At 36.4% G+C, this 18,605-nt stretch carries 14 protein-coding genes; 2 read left to right on the forward strand and 12 right to left on the reverse strand.

Annotated elements, in window-relative coordinates; translation table 11 throughout:
• Positions 1 to 115: 115 nt before the first annotated feature.
• Positions 116 to 2,431 carry a glycoside hydrolase family 113 gene (locus YQ22_RS05430; RefSeq protein WP_198033518.1) on the reverse strand — a complete coding sequence of 772 codons (2,316 nt, stop codon included), beginning with the start codon at positions 2,429 to 2,431 and terminating at the stop codon, positions 116 to 118.
• Between the two features lie 163 nt (positions 2,432 to 2,594).
• Here YQ22_RS05430 and YQ22_RS05435 point away from each other — a divergent pair, with 163 nt between their 5' ends.
• Positions 2,595 to 3,272, forward strand: a complete 678-nt coding sequence (locus YQ22_RS05435; protein ID WP_083414199.1) for a head GIN domain-containing protein — start codon at positions 2,595 to 2,597, stop codon at positions 3,270 to 3,272.
• On the opposite strand, the gene YQ22_RS05440 is transcribed toward YQ22_RS05435, so the two are convergent.
• From YQ22_RS05440 to YQ22_RS05475, 8 genes are all read right to left on the reverse strand, one after another.
• On the reverse strand, positions 3,273 to 3,455 hold the full coding sequence (locus tag YQ22_RS05440) for a CPXCG motif-containing cysteine-rich protein (protein ID WP_071340372.1): 183 nt from the start codon (positions 3,453 to 3,455) through the stop codon (positions 3,273 to 3,275).
• Between the two features lie 9 nt (positions 3,456 to 3,464).
• Complete coding sequence (locus YQ22_RS05445) at positions 3,465 to 4,133, reverse strand: hypothetical protein (RefSeq protein ID WP_071340373.1); 669 nt, start codon at positions 4,131 to 4,133, stop codon at positions 3,465 to 3,467.
• Between the two features lie 22 nt (positions 4,134 to 4,155).
• Complete coding sequence (locus tag YQ22_RS05450) at positions 4,156 to 5,520, reverse strand: TolC family protein (RefSeq protein WP_071340374.1); 1,365 nt, start codon at positions 5,518 to 5,520, stop codon at positions 4,156 to 4,158.
• Positions 5,520 to 8,780 (reverse strand): efflux RND transporter permease subunit, encoded by a 3,261-nt coding sequence (locus YQ22_RS05455; RefSeq protein WP_071340375.1) that lies wholly within the window; start codon positions 8,778 to 8,780, stop codon positions 5,520 to 5,522. Before YQ22_RS05455 ends, YQ22_RS05450 begins: the two co-directional genes overlap by 1 nt.
• Positions 8,780 to 9,910 (reverse strand): efflux RND transporter periplasmic adaptor subunit, encoded by a 1,131-nt coding sequence (locus tag YQ22_RS05460; RefSeq protein ID WP_071340376.1) that lies wholly within the window; start codon positions 9,908 to 9,910, stop codon positions 8,780 to 8,782. Before YQ22_RS05460 ends, YQ22_RS05455 begins: the two co-directional genes overlap by 1 nt.
• Positions 9,911 to 10,339: 429 nt before the next feature.
• Positions 10,340 to 11,224, reverse strand: coding sequence for a leucine-rich repeat domain-containing protein (locus YQ22_RS05465; protein WP_071340377.1), 885 nt, complete (start codon positions 11,222 to 11,224; stop codon positions 10,340 to 10,342).
• Positions 11,225 to 11,435: 211 nt separating this feature from the next.
• The gene (locus tag YQ22_RS05470; RefSeq protein ID WP_058105081.1) at positions 11,436 to 12,311 is read right to left on the reverse strand and encodes a leucine-rich repeat domain-containing protein; all 876 of its coding nucleotides are present in this window, start codon (positions 12,309 to 12,311) and stop codon (positions 11,436 to 11,438) included.
• A 161-nt stretch (positions 12,312 to 12,472) separates the two neighbouring features.
• Positions 12,473 to 14,383 carry an ABC-F family ATP-binding cassette domain-containing protein gene (locus tag YQ22_RS05475; RefSeq protein WP_071340378.1) on the reverse strand — a complete coding sequence of 637 codons (1,911 nt, stop codon included), beginning with the start codon at positions 14,381 to 14,383 and terminating at the stop codon, positions 12,473 to 12,475.
• A 135-nt stretch (positions 14,384 to 14,518) separates the two neighbouring features.
• On the opposite strand from YQ22_RS05475, the gene YQ22_RS05480 reads away from it, so the two are divergent.
• Entirely contained in the window at positions 14,519 to 14,914 is a 396-nt protein-coding gene (locus tag YQ22_RS05480) for a DUF983 domain-containing protein (protein ID WP_071340379.1), read from the forward strand.
• Here YQ22_RS05480 and YQ22_RS05485 read toward each other — a convergent pair.
• The 3 genes from YQ22_RS05485 to gldM form a co-directional block, all read right to left on the reverse strand.
• The gene (locus tag YQ22_RS05485) at positions 14,904 to 15,947 is read right to left on the reverse strand and encodes an NAD(P)/FAD-dependent oxidoreductase (RefSeq protein ID WP_071340380.1); all 1,044 of its coding nucleotides are present in this window, start codon (positions 15,945 to 15,947) and stop codon (positions 14,904 to 14,906) included. The two genes, YQ22_RS05480 and YQ22_RS05485, sit on opposite strands and share 11 nt — an antisense overlap.
• Before the next feature lie 97 nt (positions 15,948 to 16,044).
• On the reverse strand, positions 16,045 to 16,932 hold the full coding sequence (gldN, locus tag YQ22_RS05490; protein WP_058105077.1) for a type IX secretion system ring protein PorN/GldN: 888 nt from the start codon (positions 16,930 to 16,932) through the stop codon (positions 16,045 to 16,047).
• A 64-nt stretch (positions 16,933 to 16,996) separates the two neighbouring features.
• Entirely contained in the window at positions 16,997 to 18,556 is a 1,560-nt protein-coding gene (gene gldM, locus YQ22_RS05495; RefSeq protein WP_058105076.1) for a type IX secretion system motor protein PorM/GldM, read from the reverse strand.
• Positions 18,557 to 18,605: the final 49 nt, after the last annotated feature.

Here is an 18,605-nt window from a genome sequence, read left to right on the forward strand (position 1 = left end):
TGAATTATTTTTGGTGGATGTAAAGCGGGAATAATTTTGAAGAAATTAGTACTTGAGCACTACCAATCTGATGCTTTTAAACAAAGAGTATACTTTTGTTTTTACGGATGCCTTCCTATTTAGTGAACCACTCCCTAACCGTTTCCTCTGCCAATTTATTATTTGGGGTAAATGCATTGTTATGCTCGCCACGGTATTCTATGTAGCTAGGAAATTTCCACCATAGTATGCCCTGGCACCATGGCTCATTTTGAATTCCCTTAAATATAACCTCATAAGACCTTTGCTGTGCCTCTTCATTGATAGTTTCATCTGCCTCAGCATGCGGATTCTTCCAAGGGGTATCTATACTTCTGAATCCGATTTCGGTAAAAACTATTGGCTTTTTAAAGCGGTCATATACTTTTTTAATTTTGGTCTTCACGGTATCAAACCTTAAGGTCATTTCGGCATTGGTAGGATTGTCTTTTTTACTTAATGGATAGTAGGAGTTCAACCCAATGAAATCTAAATCGTCCCAAAACTCGATTTTCTCGAACTCATCGCCCCAATTGGCGGCATAAGTGATCTTACCTGAGTAAAGTGCACGGGTTTGTTTGATCATTTGGCGCCAAGCATCTGGTCTTGCCAAAGTTGCCTTTGTAAATTCCACACCAATACATAAGGCATCCATACCATGAATTTCTGCCAAAAAAGCGTAATGACGAATCCATCTATAATAATAATCATGAAATTTATCCCATTGGGCATCCGTAGGCATATCTATACCACCTGGCCAGCTACCACCTACATATATTTGTGGCTTTAGCAAAGTATACATGCCCATTTTACTTGCCATGGACACGGCATGTACCACGGCATCATCATTTTCACTACCGGCATTGTCACTAAAGTGCAAAGGGGTTGGTGTATTAATATCATTAATACCCGTATAGGGTACAATGGCCATGGCATTACTGCCCATATTCTTTTGCTTTAAAAGAGATTCGGTCGCTTTTTGAGAACCGTAGCCGTTGTAAATACTATAACCTTCATGTGCAAAATTAAATCCTTTTAGATAGGGTAATGTCTTTGCCTGCTTTTGGATTATAGGATGCGCTTTTGGCAACTCCTCTAAATACTGCTGCCATTTTACGTTCAATCTATTTTTCTCAGCATCAGAAAGCGATATGTTCTTATATTGTTTCAAGTACCGATCCTTACCCCACGTCTTGACCAGAAAATCTGTGAAAGCACCTGCCATACAATCTCTGATCAATGAAGATTCCATTTCCAAAAATGAATTGTCCAATAGCTCTGCTACGGAATACGTATTTTCAGATTCTACCAATCTTGCCGCCCAGTACTTATAGCCTTTCATTTGCCAGGTATCCGTAAAATAAATAGGTAGACCTACATTAAATATGGTTTTACTACTCTCCCCAATTAGGTTGTATAAAACCAATGCATTGTCCCTACCTATATTATTATGTGCATATATATTGTTGACAATAGTATGTACGGCATTTGTTGCGGGATCAAAAGTAGAGTGATCGGTATTGCCTGTCATTAAACCTTTCTCTTCTGTACAGGTATAAAAGTTATAGGTAATTTTTGGGACATTGCCGTTACCAACAAACTTGACCACTTTGGCCTTGGCCGCTTTGACCTCTTTTAATTTTTTAGTTACATCAGCGGTATCGATCGCTTTTTGATGGTCTATAAACTTAAACTCCTCGGTATCCAATAACACTCTTGTACCTGTGGCGAAATCAAAGAAAGTAGACCCTTCAATTCCCCAACGGGTATTAAAATCGCCCATAACCAATCGTTCTTTCTGCTCATATATCTCATATTCTAAATTCTGACGGTAAAACGACTGACCTCTTTCTGCTACCTTATCGGCAAAAAGTTCAAACACTTCTTTGGCATCGGTACCTGTTAAATATGCGAAAGGTAATTTTGAGTCTACCGGACTTGGGTAAAAACAAACGCCTAAAATTGAATTGTTATTTGGAATGCTCTTAGTCCCTATGGTTATATCGGTTTCGGAAATTTGAAACGGCGTATTGGCCATATATTTTTTAATGAATGGGTTTTCATCTACAGCACCCACCAAATAGACAATAGATGTCTTAAATTCTTCTTGATCAACCTCCGCTACCGATTTAAAACTCACCTTTACACTGCGTCTAGAACGAGTAAGCTCTTGTTTTGAAAGTACGTCCAGAAGTTTTTGATATTCCTGTTGCAAGTTGGGGTCCTTTGCCCCAAACACCACTAAAATCTCTAGTTTATCAAAAAACGACCTGCGTAAATCCCTTCTTGTAGAAACGGAATCCAGAGTTACGGAAACACCTTCATTTTCTGATGTTGGCAGATATTGTACCCCTGCAAAACCTACAATGCCAACTATTACAAAAAGTGTGACCAAAAGATATTTCCTTTTCATGAACCAAGAGATGATTAAACTATAGTATAAGATAGCAAAACTGTAAAACCTAAAGCTGACCAAGGCGTTTTTTAACTTAAAAAAAGGAGTTTTATGATTTGCTGTCGCATGGTGCTTAAAATCAAATTGTATCTTAACTTTGTAATCTAATTGCCAACGCTTCATGAAATCTTTGCTGTTTTTTACCATGCTTTTCTGCACTACCCTATTAGTTGCTCAAAACAACGCTGTAATTCCTTTAGAAAACTTTACCGAGTTACAGGTGTATGATAGAATTAGCGTTACCCTGGTAAAAGGTGAGGAAAACAAGATCGAAATACCTCTAGAACACAAAAAAGACCTTAGCATTACCGAAAACGATGCACGTTTACGCTTAAAAATGTGTTCTGGGGAATCTGTATTAAATTCTACCTTAAGCCTTAAACTTTATTATACCGAAGCATTATCGATAATAGATGCCAATAAGAATTCTAGAATTATATCTACAGGATTGGTCATTGGTACAGATTTAGCGATTGAAGCACAAGATGCCAGCACCATCACCTTAAATATTGCCCATAACAATGTATCTGCCAAAAGCACCAGTGGTAGTGAGATAAAACTTTCGGGTACCAGCACCAACCAAGAGGTCATGATCAATACCGGAGGCAAACTTTTTAACAAGGGGCTAAAGACTAAAAACAGTACCGTAATAGTGCTATCTGGTGGCAGTGCCGAAGTTTATGCCAGTGAGGCGGTTATTGCAAAAGTAAAAGCTGGTGGTTCCATTACAGTATATGGAAATCCAAAATCAGTGGACAAGGATGATACCTTTGGCGGCAAGATTGCCATACCCGAGTAATTACTGTTCTATACTCTGAACATTAAACGCTACAAGTTCACTTTCTTGAAATTGCGGAGTAACCTCGATTGGGTTACAGCATACTTCACAATCTTCTACATAAGTCTGTTGCGGAACAGATGGGTCTAGAAGCATGGAAACTTCTTCCCAGCAATACGGACATTGAAAATAATGCTCGAACATAGAAAATGGTTATGCTTTCAGCTCTTTTGCCAATTCTTGTAAGGTAAGAGTTTGTATAAGATTTCCACCATTTGAAGTAAAAATGGTCTCATGGCCTAATTTTATGGCCAAAATATCCTCATCCTCTTCCAAATGAATATCGGTAGCGTTGATCTGCACTTCTTCCAACTTTACATCAAAGCGTTTTTTTAAGGTTATTGAACCGTTCGCCTTACGTAACTCAAACCCGTAAAAATCGAAAAGTCGCTGTAACCCACTAAAAAAACTGAAGCCAATAAATATTAAACCTGCCATGGCAAATTTATATGCCAAGGTAAAAACATCCAGTTCATCTCCATTTATAAAGGTGTATACCAAATTGATACAACCGTACACGCCCAAAAGAAACACCAAAAGACCAACAATAACCGCTAAAACATCTGTAAACAATGCTTTTTGAGTTCTTGTAACGGTAAATCCGTCAACGTTTCTATTTGCTTGAAAACCAAAATCCTTCAAATACTCTAAATTCTGGATCTGTGCCCTTTTATTTGTAATGGTGGTGTTTAAATCACTAAGGTCTACAACAACAGCACGTTTTTGCAACTCCTCTTGTAAACTTAATTGCGCTTCAAAAGTGAGCAATGAATGTTGGTTCATTATCTCTATGAGTTCGCTATTTGTTCTATCGCTATACATGTCTTTCGTAATTAATTGCCCCTTACAATTCTATATTCAATAACTGCCCAGTTAGCTGCAACAATTGTAGTTCTGCCAGCTTAGCATCATATTTTGCCAAATTCTTATTGGTTTGCGCATTCAATAAATTGATCTGTGCCTGTCTAAATTCTATGGACGTAATACTACCTAACTGAAACTGCTCTTTTGAACGTTCAAAGTTATTCTCATTGGTAAATACGTTCTGTTCTTGTATTTGATATATTTTCAGCAGATTCTCATATAACGCCATGGCATTCTGCATATCACGATTTACCTCTAGCTCTACCTGCTTTCTTAACAATTCTTGATTGGCATAGGCAATTTTTGCATTCTTTACGCTTACCGTTGTACTACCGCCATCAAAAAGATTCCATGTTAAACTGGCACCCAATGCATAATTACCAACGTTAGAATTTGTACCCGGAAAAACCGCTCCCGTTAAAAATGCAGAAGGGGCATTTTGGTTTCTGTTCCAACCGTAAGAACCCGTTAGCCCAATAGTAGGCAAATACCCAGACTTATTTACTTTAATGTCATAGGCATTAATGTTCAAATTGGTCTCTGTCTGTAGTACGGCCACGTTATTGACAATTGCCTGATCCATAAACTCCACTATTTGAAACTTAGGTATAAAGACCACTGTGGTATCTACCATATACTGTGAACTTAAATCTTGATTCAACACTACGTTTAGATCGCGCTTTGCATTGGCCAATTGCTGCTCAGTGTTCAATAATGCAATACTATCATTGGTCATATCTACCTGTGCGTTCAAAATATCCAATTTGGTGTTTTGTCCGTATTCAAAAGAATATTCCGACCTTGTGATCCTATCCCTAGAAATCTCCAAAGCTTGCTTTTGTACATTTCTATTTTCAGTTAAACGGGCAATTTCAAAATAGACCGTAAACATTTGGATCATGGTGTTCTCAATAGTCTCACGTGCCTGTAAGGTACTTAGCTGATACTGCTCTTTTAGTCTTTTATAGTTATAGTACCTACCCAAACCATCAAACAAAGTGTAGTTAAGGTTTAAAGCCGCACTGTATCTTTGGCTCTCTGCACCATCTATGGAAATATCATCTCTAGCACTACCATCATCATTGAACTGCCCTGGGAATTCCGTAGTGGTATTATTGTTATTATATGTAGCAGCGGCAGTACCCGTTAACGTTGGCAAATAGCCGGAGTTGAGCACACTGGCATTATTCTCGGCAACATCAACCTGACCTTTTGCAATCTCAATTCCAAAATTATTCTCCAATGCCTTAGCTACAGCTTCTTCTTTTGAGAGTGTTTTCTCTTGTGCAAAAATTGAACAAACAGGGAGAAATATCAATAATGTGATGAATCTTACTTTACTCATTATAACTTATCTAGATTCTTATGTGTTTGTGCACCATCTTCTATTGCATGTTGCGTATGTCCTTCTAAATGCGCAGCTTCCTTTCTTTCCTTGATCGCTCTTTCTACCTCTTCTTTCGTAATCTTATGACCCGAAACGAAAGATAGATTCTGTGCTTTTAAGTTGTTACTGAACGATAAAAACAATGGCAACATCAATAAGGTAAGCACCGTAGCAATACCAATACCATAAGCAATGGAAATTGCCATTGGCTTTAAGAATTGCGCCTGTCTACTGGTCTCTAACATTAATGGAGCTAAACCGGCGATCGTGGTTACCGATGTTAAGAAAATTGCCCTAAATCTTGATTTACCGGCTTCAAAAATGGCGTTGTCAAAAGACATACCTTCCCTTAAATTAGAATTGAACTTACCTATGAGTACCAAACCATCATTAACCATAATACCGATCAATGCAATGATACCCAATATAGAAAGTACATTTATAGGAAAATCATGAATCCAGTGACCCCAAGCAACTGCGGTAAAGCTAAACGGTACCAATAACAATAACATTAACGGCTGACTAAAACTTCTAAACGTAAATGCAATTGTGATGTATATTAAAAGGATTACCGTAAATCCAACCAGTTTTAAAGACCCTGTCAACTTCTCCAATTCTCTATTTTGCCCTTCATAAGAAGCACTTACCGTTGGATATTTAGATTGTATTTCCGGCATGTGTACGTTCTGAATCTCTGTCATGATTTCCGTAGGACTATCCTTTACATCTTTCATATCTGCGGATACCTGAATTTCCCGCCTTCCTTCTAAACGGTTGATGGCTACATCTCCACGAACAATAGTATAATCTGCAACCTCGCTTAATGGCACACGCTCACCAGACGGAGTTACAATTCTCATATCATCTAAATTGGAAATTGAAGAACGCTCTTCTCTATCATAGCGCACCCAAACCCTAATCTCATCTTGCGACCTTTGAAAACGTTGTGCCTGTACACCAAAGAAACCGGCACGAACCTGGGTCATTAAAGCTTGAAGATCCAAGCCAAGTAAATAGGCATTTTCCTTTAAGGTCAATCTGATTTCTTTAATACCGGCAGGATCATTATCGGCAATATCCTTTAATCTTGGGTTTTTAGTAAGAATTTCTTTAAGCTCTACCTTTGCAGCCTTTAATTGCTCTATATTATTCCCTAATAAGGATACCGATACAGGCGATCCACCAAAATTACCACCAGAACCATAGATCAAACTTTCTACGCCTAAAACCGGACCTACCAATTCTTCCAATCTACGGGTAACCATATCCGCAGAAATCTCATTAGGTCTTTCTTCGCCTGGTAATAGGTTAATGGTCAATACCGCAGATGAAGAACCTGGTCCCAATCTTCTGATCATATTTTCAAAAACCATTTTATCGCCTTCAGGAAAATATTTATCGGACAGTTCTTGATTTACTATGATTGCTTTCTCCTCTATAAATGAAATAATAGAATCTGTTATTTTCTCATTGGTTCCGTTTGGCATTTCTAGTTCTATACCCACACGGTCACTGGCAATTCTTGGAAAGAAAGCCGTTCTAATAATACCACCACCAACAGAACCTAACGTTAATATGAATGCCGAAGCGAAAACGGCGAACATAAATATTTTATGATTCATTGAAAATCTCAATACGGGAGTATAAAGATTATCACGCATCCATACCATTAATCTATCTCCAAACTCATTGATTACCCTAAGTTTGGCAAATGCATTTGCGAATCCGCTTTTTGGCTTGGTATCAATAGGCTGTAATGCTTTTGAATGTGCCAAGTGAGCAGGTAATATGACCAATGCCTCTACCAATGACACCACCAATGTTAAAATAACGATTACGGATACTTCACCAAAGAATTCCCCAATTCTACTATCTAGAAACAAGAAGATAGAGAATGCCAAAATAGTGGTAATAATAGCGGAAATAATTGGAGGCAATACCTCCATAGTACCGTCTACAGCTGCCTGAACAGGAGATTTACCCTTTTCATAATGTTGATAGATGTTCTCTGCAATTACAATACCATCATCTACCAGAATACCAATTACGATAATCATACCAAATAACGACAGTACATTAATGGTAACATCAAAGAAGCCCGCAAAAACAAACATTCCTAAAAACGCTACCGGTAAACCAAAGGCTACCCAGAACGCCAATCTTGTATTCAAGAAAAGTGATAGGAATATCAACACCAAAACCATACCCATAATGGCATTTTCGGTTAATAGTTGCGTTCTTTGATTAAGTGTGATAGATTGATCCGAAACAACATCCAATTTAATGTTATTGTACTTTTCATTGAATACATCAACATACTCATTCACCTGATCGGCCGCTACAATAAGATCTTCATTATTGGTACTTGTAATAGAGACACTAACAGATAAATTGCCATTGAAATAACTTGCATTTGGCGTTTCTGCAAAGCGATCCCTTACTACGGCCACGTCTTTTAAACGAATTACGTTACCAGATTGATCTGCCCTAACCACAAGGTTATTTAACTCACTACCATAATACGAACGGTTATTGGCACGTATTAAATACTCTTCGGCATCAGTCTTAATATTACCACCGGTCACAAGTATATTGGCATTACCGACTGCACTTGCAACTTCTGTAAATGAAAGTCCGTAGGCCAAAAGATCATTCTCATTTACGGCTATTTCAATTTCCTCATCTGGAAAACCAGAAATCTCTATTTGAGATATACCGTCCATTGCACGTAGATCATTCTCAATTTCCCTACCTACACTTTTTAATGTTGCCAACGGAATATTTTCTCCACTTATGGCAAATGATATGGTTTGGCGAACGGTCTCTAACTTAGAAACGATCAAAGGCTCCATACCTGTTGGAAAGGTCGGCACCCTATCTACCGCATTCTTGACCTCCAACAGCATGAAATCTATATTTTCCCCTTTTTCGATCTCCACATTGATCGTACCACTATTTTCTCTTGAGGTAGAGGTTACACGATCAACACCTTCAAGTCCTTTTAGGTTATCTTCTATCTTTAGAACAATACCTTCTTCCACCTCTTGGGGCGAAGCACCTGGATAGGTAATGGTGATAGAAATATTCTTAGAATCCGTCAATGGAAAGTAAGAAGATTTCAATGCCTTTGCACCAACTATACCAAATAGGGCAAAGGATATTACTACGACATTTACGGCAACATGATACCGAATAAAATATTCAATCAGTTTACGCATTATCCTTTAGTATTTTCTGGTTGTTCAGCATAAATTTTAACTGCCATACCAGTATAAGCTCCGCTTATTGGCTTTGACACTATAGTAACACCATTGGGTACGTTCTTAAGAACTACACGTTTATCTGAAAAATAAACGGGCTCTACATCTATGACATCAAGTATAGAATCCCTTACTACAAAAATCTTGTTATCTTCCAATAACAGACCTCTATCTACCTCAATAGCATTCTCCTCTTTTTTAGCATCAAGATCAGCCTCTAAGTACATTCCTTCCCTTAGATTCTTATCTTCTACCTCTATATATGCATTTACGGTTTGTGTGGCTTGATCAATACTTCCATTGATTCTAGTAACCTTGCCCTTATAAGTGCTGTTATCATCCAAATTTGTTAGTTCTACCGACTCGCCCACTTTCAATAGATCCGTATATCTTTTACTTATGGCAACTTCCAATTCATAAACTTCGGTATTAATGAACTCCCCTAGTTTTTGACCTGATCTCACCAAAGTACCTTCTGTAACCAAAGTCTCTGTCAGTACTCCGGAAAATGGTGCTACAATACGGTATTTGGATAATCTTTGTTCTAAATTCTTAACATTATAATAGCTGGTTAAAATACCTCTCCCAGAGATGAAGAACTTTTCTTTTTCAGTAGCCATTTCCGGCAACGCGGGAGTACTTTTAGACATATCAAAATTGGTAAGATAGTTTTGCCACTTTGAGTAAATGTCCGGGTAATCTAAACGTAAATCTGGCATTACCGCCGTTAATTGATTGAAGAGATTACTTTTGGCAGACTGCACACTTGCCGCGTATTCATCTGCATCTATATTTATAATGGTCTCACCTTTACGAAAAGACTGACCTTCTTTAAACAATTTGCTCCCCTTTTTGAAGACTCCTTGAACCTCCGCATATAGCTCTACGCGTTGTTTAGCGGTTAAATTACCATTTGCCGATACTATAATTGGTACCGTACCATTTTCAACGACCTCGGTAAATACTGTTTTTACTACTTTCTCAGATTTGGGTTTGAATGTTTTCTTACTATCAATAATATAACCCGCTAAAAAAAAGGATACTACAATTAGTAAAATACCTAGAACGGTAAAAATAATTTTTCGCATTTTATTATAATTTATAAGCGTATTTCAAAAAACACAGGATCAAAAGTACTTTTTAATATCCCTTAGGATGATGATGATTAAATGAAACGACCAAATTCAAGAGTGAAACGACTTTGAAACAATCTCAGCTTAAATCAACATGCCGTTTTGTACAAAAGTTTTAAAAAAAGCACTTACTATCAACGAGTAAAATGTATTTACCTTATAGGGTAATCATCAAAATATTGTTAAAACAGAATAGCTTTTTTAAATAGACTTTAACTAGAATTTTTTGGAAATCATTTAATCATTGGCGAAACTACAAAAAAACACTTCTGGCATTGAAAGCCTTTATGGTTAAAGTAATCATAAAAAATATTGGCTTTACGGTAGGTTTAAAACAAAAAAGGGATGCTCTCGCATCCCTTTCCCTTTGTATTTATAAGCTATTTAATTTCGCTTCGCATCTTCATATTTGGTATCTACTATACGTGTTCTATTTACTTCGCCCGTACCAAATTTTAAATTCAAAAATTCGTCATCACTATCAAACACGGCAAGTTTAGTACTTTGCATTCTTAACAATGAGTTTAGCGACCTAAAATCATTGCCTTGTAATTGCACAAATTCTAGGTTACTCAATGTTGCCATACCACTAGGCAAATCGCCTTCAAATTTATTATAAGAAAGAATTATTTCCCTTAAGTTCACCAAACGTCCTAAATCTACTTCAATTGCTCCTGCCAACTTATTACCAAATAACTCTAAACGCTCTAATTTCTCAAGTTTTTCAAGCGACTTGGGTAAACTTCCTTCTAAATAATTACTGGAAAGGTTTAAGGTCTTTAGATTAGAAATTTCACCAATACCATCAGGAATTTCACCTTGAAATAAATTATTGAACATAGAAAGTTCTTCCAATGCTGCCATTTTTGAAAATTCTTGGGGCAAAGTCCCTGATATCTTGTTCATTTCTAAACGCAACGAGGACAATTTCTGCAAACTAAACAAATCTTTAGGCAGTTCACCTTCAATCACGTTAAAAGCAAGGTTCAATGATTTTAAATGAGAAAGCGCGGAAATACCATCTGGAATAGCACCTGTTAAATTGTTGCGATATAATTTTAAACCAACAACATGACCGTTTGCAACCTCAACTCCATGCCAAGTTGCTGGATCGGACTTCAAATCCCATTTACGCTGCCACTGTTCACCAACGGTGCTATTATTGAAATCTATTAAATATTGTTTCTCCTTTTCAGGTATTTGTGCATTGACCAAATAACTACAGGTCATGAAAAGCACTATGCAGGTAAAATTAATAACATTTTTCATACTGAAAATATTAAGGTTTGGGGGCTTTTTAAATACACATTTCACAGCTTAAACAAGTACAAACCTACTTTAGTGTAAAAAGTACTTTTATTATAACGTGCAAAAAATACATTTATGATATATAGCTGAACCTTTATGGTACAAAAACAAGAAAGAGATGCTGTTCAACATCTCTTTCTTTCACCAAACTAACTAAAAGTGTAAACTACTCTTACTCTTCTATATCTTCAAACTTCGTATCCGCCATTCTGGTTCTACTGAAGTTTATATCCTTAAATTCTATTTTATCGTCTTCTTTATCGTAATCAAAAACCAAATACTCTTTAGTTTCCAAAAGCTCTAAAGCTTTAAAAGAACTAAAATTGTTGTTCTGAATTTGAAATACCTCTAGGCTAGCCAGTTGTGAAAATTCGTTGGGAATATCACCTATAAGTCTATTGTTTGCCAATACCAATTCCTTTAAATTACTAAGGTTACCCATATCTCTTGGAATAGCACCTTCTAATCTATTTTCAAAAAGACCCAAAGTCTCTAATTGAGATAACGCACCCAATGAACTTGGTATATCACCAATGAATTCATTACTAGAAAGGTTCAGCACCTTTAATCCTTTTAAATTACCAACCGTAGAAGGAATCTCCCCTGTGAAAAAATTATTGAAAGCAGAAAGTTCCTCTAGTTGTAACAAGCTACCAATACCTTCAGGTAGTTCACCATTTAGCCTGTTCATTTCCAACTTTAATATTTTTAAATTGGATAGGTTTTCAATTTCTACAGGTAACTTACCTGTTATTGAATTAAATGCAAGGTTCAATACTCTTAAGTTCTCAAGGTCACCTATTTGCGAGGATAAAGACCCCATAAGATTATTATGAAACAAGTTGATTTCAACCACCTTGTCATTTTCAACCTTTACACCGTGCCATTTAGAAACTGGTGCATTCAGATCCCATTTCTTTACCCAATGCTTACCATTGGTAGTTTCGTAAAGATCAATTAATGCTTTTTTCTCTTTTTTAGATACTTCTGCAAAACAAACTGTTGTCAGAAATAATAAGCTGAAACTTAAATAGTATAGTTTTTTCATATGATGGTGGTTTGGTAAATGTATTCAACTAGGAATTATCCTACAAATTTGAACTAATAACGTTGAAAACTGAAATTTTATCGTTGATTTACCCTGCTATGTTGTGAAAGTAGCTAAATCTGTGGTGAAACTATCAAAATCTGTGGTGAGACAAAACTGAATTATGTTAATTCCTCAATATCAATAGTTAACGTTTCCCACTTTTGCATTAACGTCTCTAATTTCTTCTTTTTGGCTTGATATCCATCAAAGAAATTAGGCTCAGCTATAGTAGCATCATAGTCTACCAATAAATTATGGTCGATTTCTTTGATCTCCTTTTCTAAAGAACCAATTTTACTTTCTACAGAGCTTAATTGATTTTTTAAACTCTTAATTTTTTTCTGATCTTGAAATGATGTGGATGCTTTTGGCTTCTCCTTTTCAGTAACTACCGTCTGTTTTTTCTCAATTGCCCTAAAATCCTCTACTTTACGTTGCTCCAAATAAAAATCTACATCGCCCAAATATTCTCTAATCTTTTGGTCTTTAAATTCATAGACTTTATTGGTAAGCCCTTGTAAAAAATCTCTATCGTGAGAAACTAAAATTAAGGTGCCTTCAAAATTTAAACAGGCTTGTTTTAGTACATTTTTAGATTTGATGTCCAGGTGATTGGTAGGCTCATCCATTACAAGTACGTTAAATGGCTGCAATAACATCTTTGCCAAAGCCAAACGGTTACGCTCACCACCGGACAATACTTTAACGTATTTATCAACTTCATCTCCCCTAAACAAAAATGATCCTAAAATATCTCTAACCTTACTTCTATTCTTTTCATTGGCGGCATCTATCATGGTATCAAGTATGGTCTTATTACCATCTAAATACTCTGCCTGGTTCTGAGCAAAATATCCTATTTGCACGTTATGCCCCAATTTTAAGTGACCCTCATGTTCCAGATCACCAACTATAATTTTAGCCAGGGTAGATTTTCCTTGTCCGTTCTGCCCAACAAAAGCCGTTTTGCTGTCACGTTCAATGAGCAAATTAATATCGTTTAACACCAAATTTTTGCCATAAGACTTAGAAAGCTCCTCTATCTCAACCACTACTTTGCCAGGGGTGACGGATACAGGAAAACGCAGACTCATTACACTGTTGTCATCTTCATCAACTTCAATACGTTCAATTTTATCAAGCTTCTTTATTAAAGATTGTGCCATAGAAGCCTTGGTAGATTTTGCCCTAAACTTCTCTATTAAACGCTCTGCTTGCTGAATCTCTTTCTCTTGATTCTTTTGTGCATTAATTTGTTGTTGTTTGATCTCATTCCTTAAAACCAAATACTGGGTGTATGGCTTATTATAATCATATATGCGACCTAAAGATATTTCTATAGTTCTATTGGTTACATTATCCAAGAACATTTTATCATGAGAAACAATTACAACAGCACCGGTATAATTATTTAAAAACTGCTCAAACCAAATAATGGATTCTATATCCAAGTGGTTGGTGGGCTCATCTAAGAGCAACACGTCATTACTTTGCAGCAATAGTTTTGCAAGTTCTATACGCATTCGCCATCCACCGGAAAATGTTTCGGTCTTTTTATCAAAATCCTCTCTTTTGAAACCTAAACCTTGCAGTATTTTTTCTGTCTCTCCTTGGTAGTTATATCCTCCCAAAATTTCATAATGTTGGGTAATATCACTTAAATCTACTATTAATTGATTGTACGATTCTGATTCATAATCTGTACGCTCTGCCAATTGATGGTTAATCTCATCTAACTTTAACTCTAGAGCTTTGATCTCTTCAAAAGCTTGATAAGCCTCTTCTAAAACCGACCTGCCTTGAACAAAATCTATATCCTGTCTTAAAAAACCAATTTTTATGTCTTTTTCAACTGCAATTACTCCGGTATCCAAAGCCATATCCTTATTAAGCAGTTTTAATAAGGTTGACTTACCTGCACCGTTTTTACCTACTAATCCTACTCTATTACCGGCATTTAAGCGAAATGAAATTTCTTCAAATAGATATTCTCCTCCAAAAGAGACAGATAGGTTGTGAACGTTTAACATAAATTCTAATTCTTCTTGTTAGCCTTGGATATAGATAAAAATTATCTATACATACATGCTTAATTATCTTTTCTTCAAATAGATATAAGACAAGAAAAATGCCTTAAAATCGTACCTTAGTATAAAGTTTTGCAAATGTTAAAAAAAGGAAACAAACTCTACAGTATTTTAACAGGAAGTTGCCCCAGATGCCATAAAGAAAGTATGTATGTGGACAAAAACCCATATCATATGGGCAAAATTTTTGAAATGCACGAAAGATGTGGTCATTGCGACCTAAAATATAAAATTGAGCCTTTTTTCTTTTATGGCGCTATGTATGTTAGTTATGCAGTAGGTATTGCTTTTGCCGTTGCAGCTTTTGTCATTGCCAATCTTTTTCTTGGAGCTAGCCTCATCACCACTTTTATTGCGATAATTGGAACCCTGGTCGTTTTTATGCCTGTAATCATGAGAATTTCTAGAAATATTTGGATCAATATGTTCGTGAAGTATGATGCCAAGGCCACTTTACACAACACTAGTCATTAGCAAACCGGGCTATGTCCATTTCTGCCAATAGCGGTGCTTTTGTTTCAATACGATCATAAAGAGATTTGGCCGCCCACGGTGCAATGGTAATACCATGAGATCCAAAACCGTTCAGCACCCATAAGTTTTTGTGTTTAGGATGTTGCCCCACCAATGGTCTTCTATCTTTTACCGTAGGTCTCATACCTGCTACATGATCAACCACGGTATAATTACACTTTAAAAGGCCATTAAGTTTTTCTATAAGTTCATTCTTGGCTTTCTCTGTAGTAATATTGTCTTTTTGTTCTCTATTGTAGGTTGCACCCACTTTGTATAGATCATCACCAAGCGGAATTAAAAAAATTGATGATTTAATAATATTCCTCTCATTTAAATCTTTTGCCTTGATTACAATATATTCTCCTTTAGACCCCTGCATTGGCAAATAATTGAAAAACGGATTGCACACCATACCGTACCCTTCGGTAAATACAATGTTTTTAGCTTTTACATTTTGATATACAACACAATCCTCTTCAATTTTCAATTGCTCATAATGAAATGTCTGTGCGTAAATTTTATCATTTTCACTTAGCCATTTCTCATAACTATCAAATAAGAATTTAGTATCCAGTTTACCGGTTTGTAATACTTTACCAAATTGAAAAGGGATGTTAAGGGCTGCATTATCGTTTTGCGCCAAGGTAACATCCAAAAAGGGCTTTAACTTGTTTTTATCGGCAGCTTCAAACCACAAATTTTGCTCTTCAATAGAAGCGAATTTTCGGAGTACATTTAATTTTTCATCAAACCTTACATTTAAAAATTGCTCTAATCCGCTATAAAATTTCGTAGCCACAGGCAATTGCTCATCTGCCCGCCATGAGAGTGTAAACCTTTTTAAAATTATAGGATTGTACAAACCACCTGCAACCCTAGAAGATGTTTGCGAACGGTCATTAAACACTACGAAAGTCTTATTATTTCTGCGCAGGTTTTCACAAAAGGCAGTACCTGCCAAACCTAGACCAACAATCATATAATCTACCATACCACAAATGTACTTACAATGTATGAAACAGTATATAAAACAAAAGACCCGATCTACAGATCGGGTCTTTTTTATGTGAATTGGATTTTCAGCAAGCTTAGTAAGCCCACATGTCTTGTTCTTTATCTCTAATAGTTTCTTTGATTCTTTTTGCTTCCAACAATTGGAACAAAGCATTATCAGAAATATAATCATCAATATTTCTATCTCCTTGAACGTTATCTTCTTTATAAATAACAGCATCAAACCTACGTGCATTCAACAACATGTCAAATGATATGGGTTGTGCAGAATTCTGGGAGTTAAATAGTTTAGCCTCGTGCAACATTTCACGCGCATCTGGGTACCATACCCAAAAAAGCTCAACCATATCTGGATTTTCGTCGTCCATAAAGTTAACATCCGGAGCAACAGGAGCAATACCTAAAAGACGGTACTTTAACTCTCCTTGTCTTTTATCGAAATACCAAATTCCTTTTATATGATATTCTTCAATATCCGCTGCAGAAATAGTTCTACGAGTAATATACTCTTCAGAAACAGCTTCACCTGCATTCATTTGCTCATACCCATAATCTAGGGTATCAACCATTTGCAAGGCATCTTTTAAATCTGCATAAGTTCTTTTTTGTGTAAAATAAGAATCTGTATAAGTATCTAATTTTCCACTTTTTAAATTTTTAACCAGTACATGGTATAATGACCTTCTATCTGGTCCAATATCCATAGTATCTGTTGGGTAGTATAATGGGAAGTTTACTCTCTCATCTAAATCTATGGTCTCCCATAAGGTTTTAGACCAAAGTATATCCCTATCATCTACATAACCATATTCTAATGGAGCATCATTATCCACAGCCTTTTGAGCTTCTGTACGAATACCAACCTCACTAGGTTTCTTTGCGTTCAATACATTTGCCTGGGCCATCATTGATAAAGGTAACATTGTTACCGCTCCCATTACTAAAACATTTTTCCAATTCATGTTTGTTTCACTTTAAAATTAACCGGGCAAGACCATAGGGCTTACCCGGTATCATTCCATTTATTTAGTTTGTAATCTCCACTACTACTGGAGATACTTTCTTTAACTTGTAACTCTTATTGTTTGTGATATAAGCTTCGATATCGAATATTTGCACAACATCTCCTCTTTTAGCACGTGATAAAGCTTGTTTAGCCTTAGCATTCATTTTGTTTCCTCTAACAGAAACGGTTGGCTGACCTGGTACTTTGAATTTGAAACCGCTTACCGCTAAGTTCAAATCAAAATCGAAGTCTTCTAAACCAGCACCTATAGTAGCGATCTCAACATTTCTCTTTGGAAGTTTAAGACTACCGGTTTGCTTGCTTATGCTACCTTCCGGTCTTGGAATATCCTTAATTCTGAATTCAGACTTAGAAGATACAGACTGACCATCTGGCAATGTACCTGAAGCTGTAATAGTAACATTTCTACCAGTACCTGGTGTCATTACATACTTACTACCACTTACCGCTTTAAGACCTGGAGCAGATGCTCTAACCTTATTGTTAGGTATACCTGGTATAGAGATAGACATTGGGTTAGCAACACCTCTATAAACAACATTCATTTTATCTGCAGCGATCAAAGCAGCATTTGGCTTAGAAATCGTTGCGAAAGAGTTATTAACCTCAACAGGAATTTCTTCACCGTCTTGCTTAAAGTAGATCGTACCTTTTACTTCATGATCACCGGCAGAACCAGAACCAATCAACATTTTAACACCACCTGCCTCTAATTTATAATCAGAACCTTCAGATAATTTTCTTCCGTCTAAAGTCAACTCAGCTCTTACTGGAGTAGAAGAATTATCAGTTTTGCTGATAATGATCTTACCATCGTACTTTTCACCTGCATAGTATGCAGATTTAGTAGCCGAAAGAGATGTTGCAAAGTTCTTTAAAGAAACTTGCTCGGTCAACTCACCTGCCAACATAGATTTCAAAGCTGCTTCTTCAGTTATCTTAACATCAGCTTGTAACTGTGTTAATTTCGCCAAAGATGCTACTAAAGGATACCCTTCGTAGTGGTAGTTGATCCAATCTTGCTTTGTACCGTCTCTTTTTTCAACTTTACCGTTCTCATCTCCTGTTTGGAAACGATCGATAACAGATTGCTTTAAAGCAGCTGGTACTATTGCAGCAACTTGATCTCTATAACCTGTTAGGTTACTCATGAACTTCTTACCGTCTTCCGATAAATTTTCACCTTGAAATAATTTCTGGTCTAAGTAATCGGACATATCCATACGAGCATAATCTTTAGGATCTTCGATCCCTTCCATCATACCTTTTTTAAGTCCTTCCAAATAATCATAATACTCTTGAGACATTGCTTTGATCTGCTGAGCATTTTGATATAACTTGTCATACTTTGCTGCATCTTCAGATGCTTTAGTTCCAAGACTTTCCAAGAACGCATTGTTACTTGCTGTTGTCTTTTCGTTAGAAGTCTCTAGCTTTTCATTCATTATACCGAATGCCGCTAGCACCTCTTTACTCATGTTTAACGCCAACATTGCGATGAAGATCAAATACATTAAGTTGACCATCTTCTGACGTGGTGATTGTTTTCCTCCTGCCATGGATTTTTAATTTAGATTTTTAATTAATAATTGATTTGGGTCGGTAAAA

The sequence above is a fragment of the Maribacter sp. 1_2014MBL_MicDiv genome (assembly GCF_001865655.1).
Classification (GTDB): domain Bacteria; phylum Bacteroidota; class Bacteroidia; order Flavobacteriales; family Flavobacteriaceae; genus Maribacter; species Maribacter dokdonensis.

What these genes read in the sequence shown, in the direction of transcription:
- YQ22_RS05450 (WP_071340374.1), bottom strand. Translation starts at nt 5,520, where the DNA reads ATGAGTAAAGTAAGATTCATCACATTATTGATATTTCTCCCTGTTTGT.
- gldM (WP_058105076.1), bottom strand. Translation starts at nt 18,556, where the DNA reads ATGGCAGGAGGAAAACAATCACCACGTCAGAAGATGGTCAACTTAATG.
- YQ22_RS05455 (WP_071340375.1), bottom strand. Translation starts at nt 8,780, where the DNA reads ATGCGTAAACTGATTGAATATTTTATTCGGTATCATGTTGCCGTAAAT.
- YQ22_RS05430 (WP_198033518.1), bottom strand. Translation starts at nt 2,431, where the DNA reads ATGAAAAGGAAATATCTTTTGGTCACACTTTTTGTAATAGTTGGCATT.
- YQ22_RS05480 (WP_071340379.1), top strand. Translation starts at nt 14,519, where the DNA reads ATGTTAAAAAAAGGAAACAAACTCTACAGTATTTTAACAGGAAGTTGC.
- YQ22_RS05460 (WP_071340376.1), bottom strand. Translation starts at nt 9,910, where the DNA reads ATGCGAAAAATTATTTTTACCGTTCTAGGTATTTTACTAATTGTAGTA.
- YQ22_RS05440 (WP_071340372.1), bottom strand. Translation starts at nt 3,455, where the DNA reads ATGTTCGAGCATTATTTTCAATGTCCGTATTGCTGGGAAGAAGTTTCC.
- YQ22_RS05485 (WP_071340380.1), bottom strand. Translation starts at nt 15,947, where the DNA reads ATGGTAGATTATATGATTGTTGGTCTAGGTTTGGCAGGTACTGCCTTT.
- YQ22_RS05475 (WP_071340378.1), bottom strand. Translation starts at nt 14,383, where the DNA reads ATGTTAAACGTTCACAACCTATCTGTCTCTTTTGGAGGAGAATATCTA.
- gldN (WP_058105077.1), bottom strand. Translation starts at nt 16,932, where the DNA reads ATGAATTGGAAAAATGTTTTAGTAATGGGAGCGGTAACAATGTTACCT.
- YQ22_RS05465 (WP_071340377.1), bottom strand. Translation starts at nt 11,224, where the DNA reads ATGAAAAATGTTATTAATTTTACCTGCATAGTGCTTTTCATGACCTGT.
- YQ22_RS05445 (WP_071340373.1), bottom strand. Translation starts at nt 4,133, where the DNA reads ATGTATAGCGATAGAACAAATAGCGAACTCATAGAGATAATGAACCAA.
- YQ22_RS05435 (WP_083414199.1), top strand. Translation starts at nt 2,595, where the DNA reads ATGAAATCTTTGCTGTTTTTTACCATGCTTTTCTGCACTACCCTATTA.
- YQ22_RS05470 (WP_058105081.1), bottom strand. Translation starts at nt 12,311, where the DNA reads ATGAAAAAACTATACTATTTAAGTTTCAGCTTATTATTTCTGACAACA.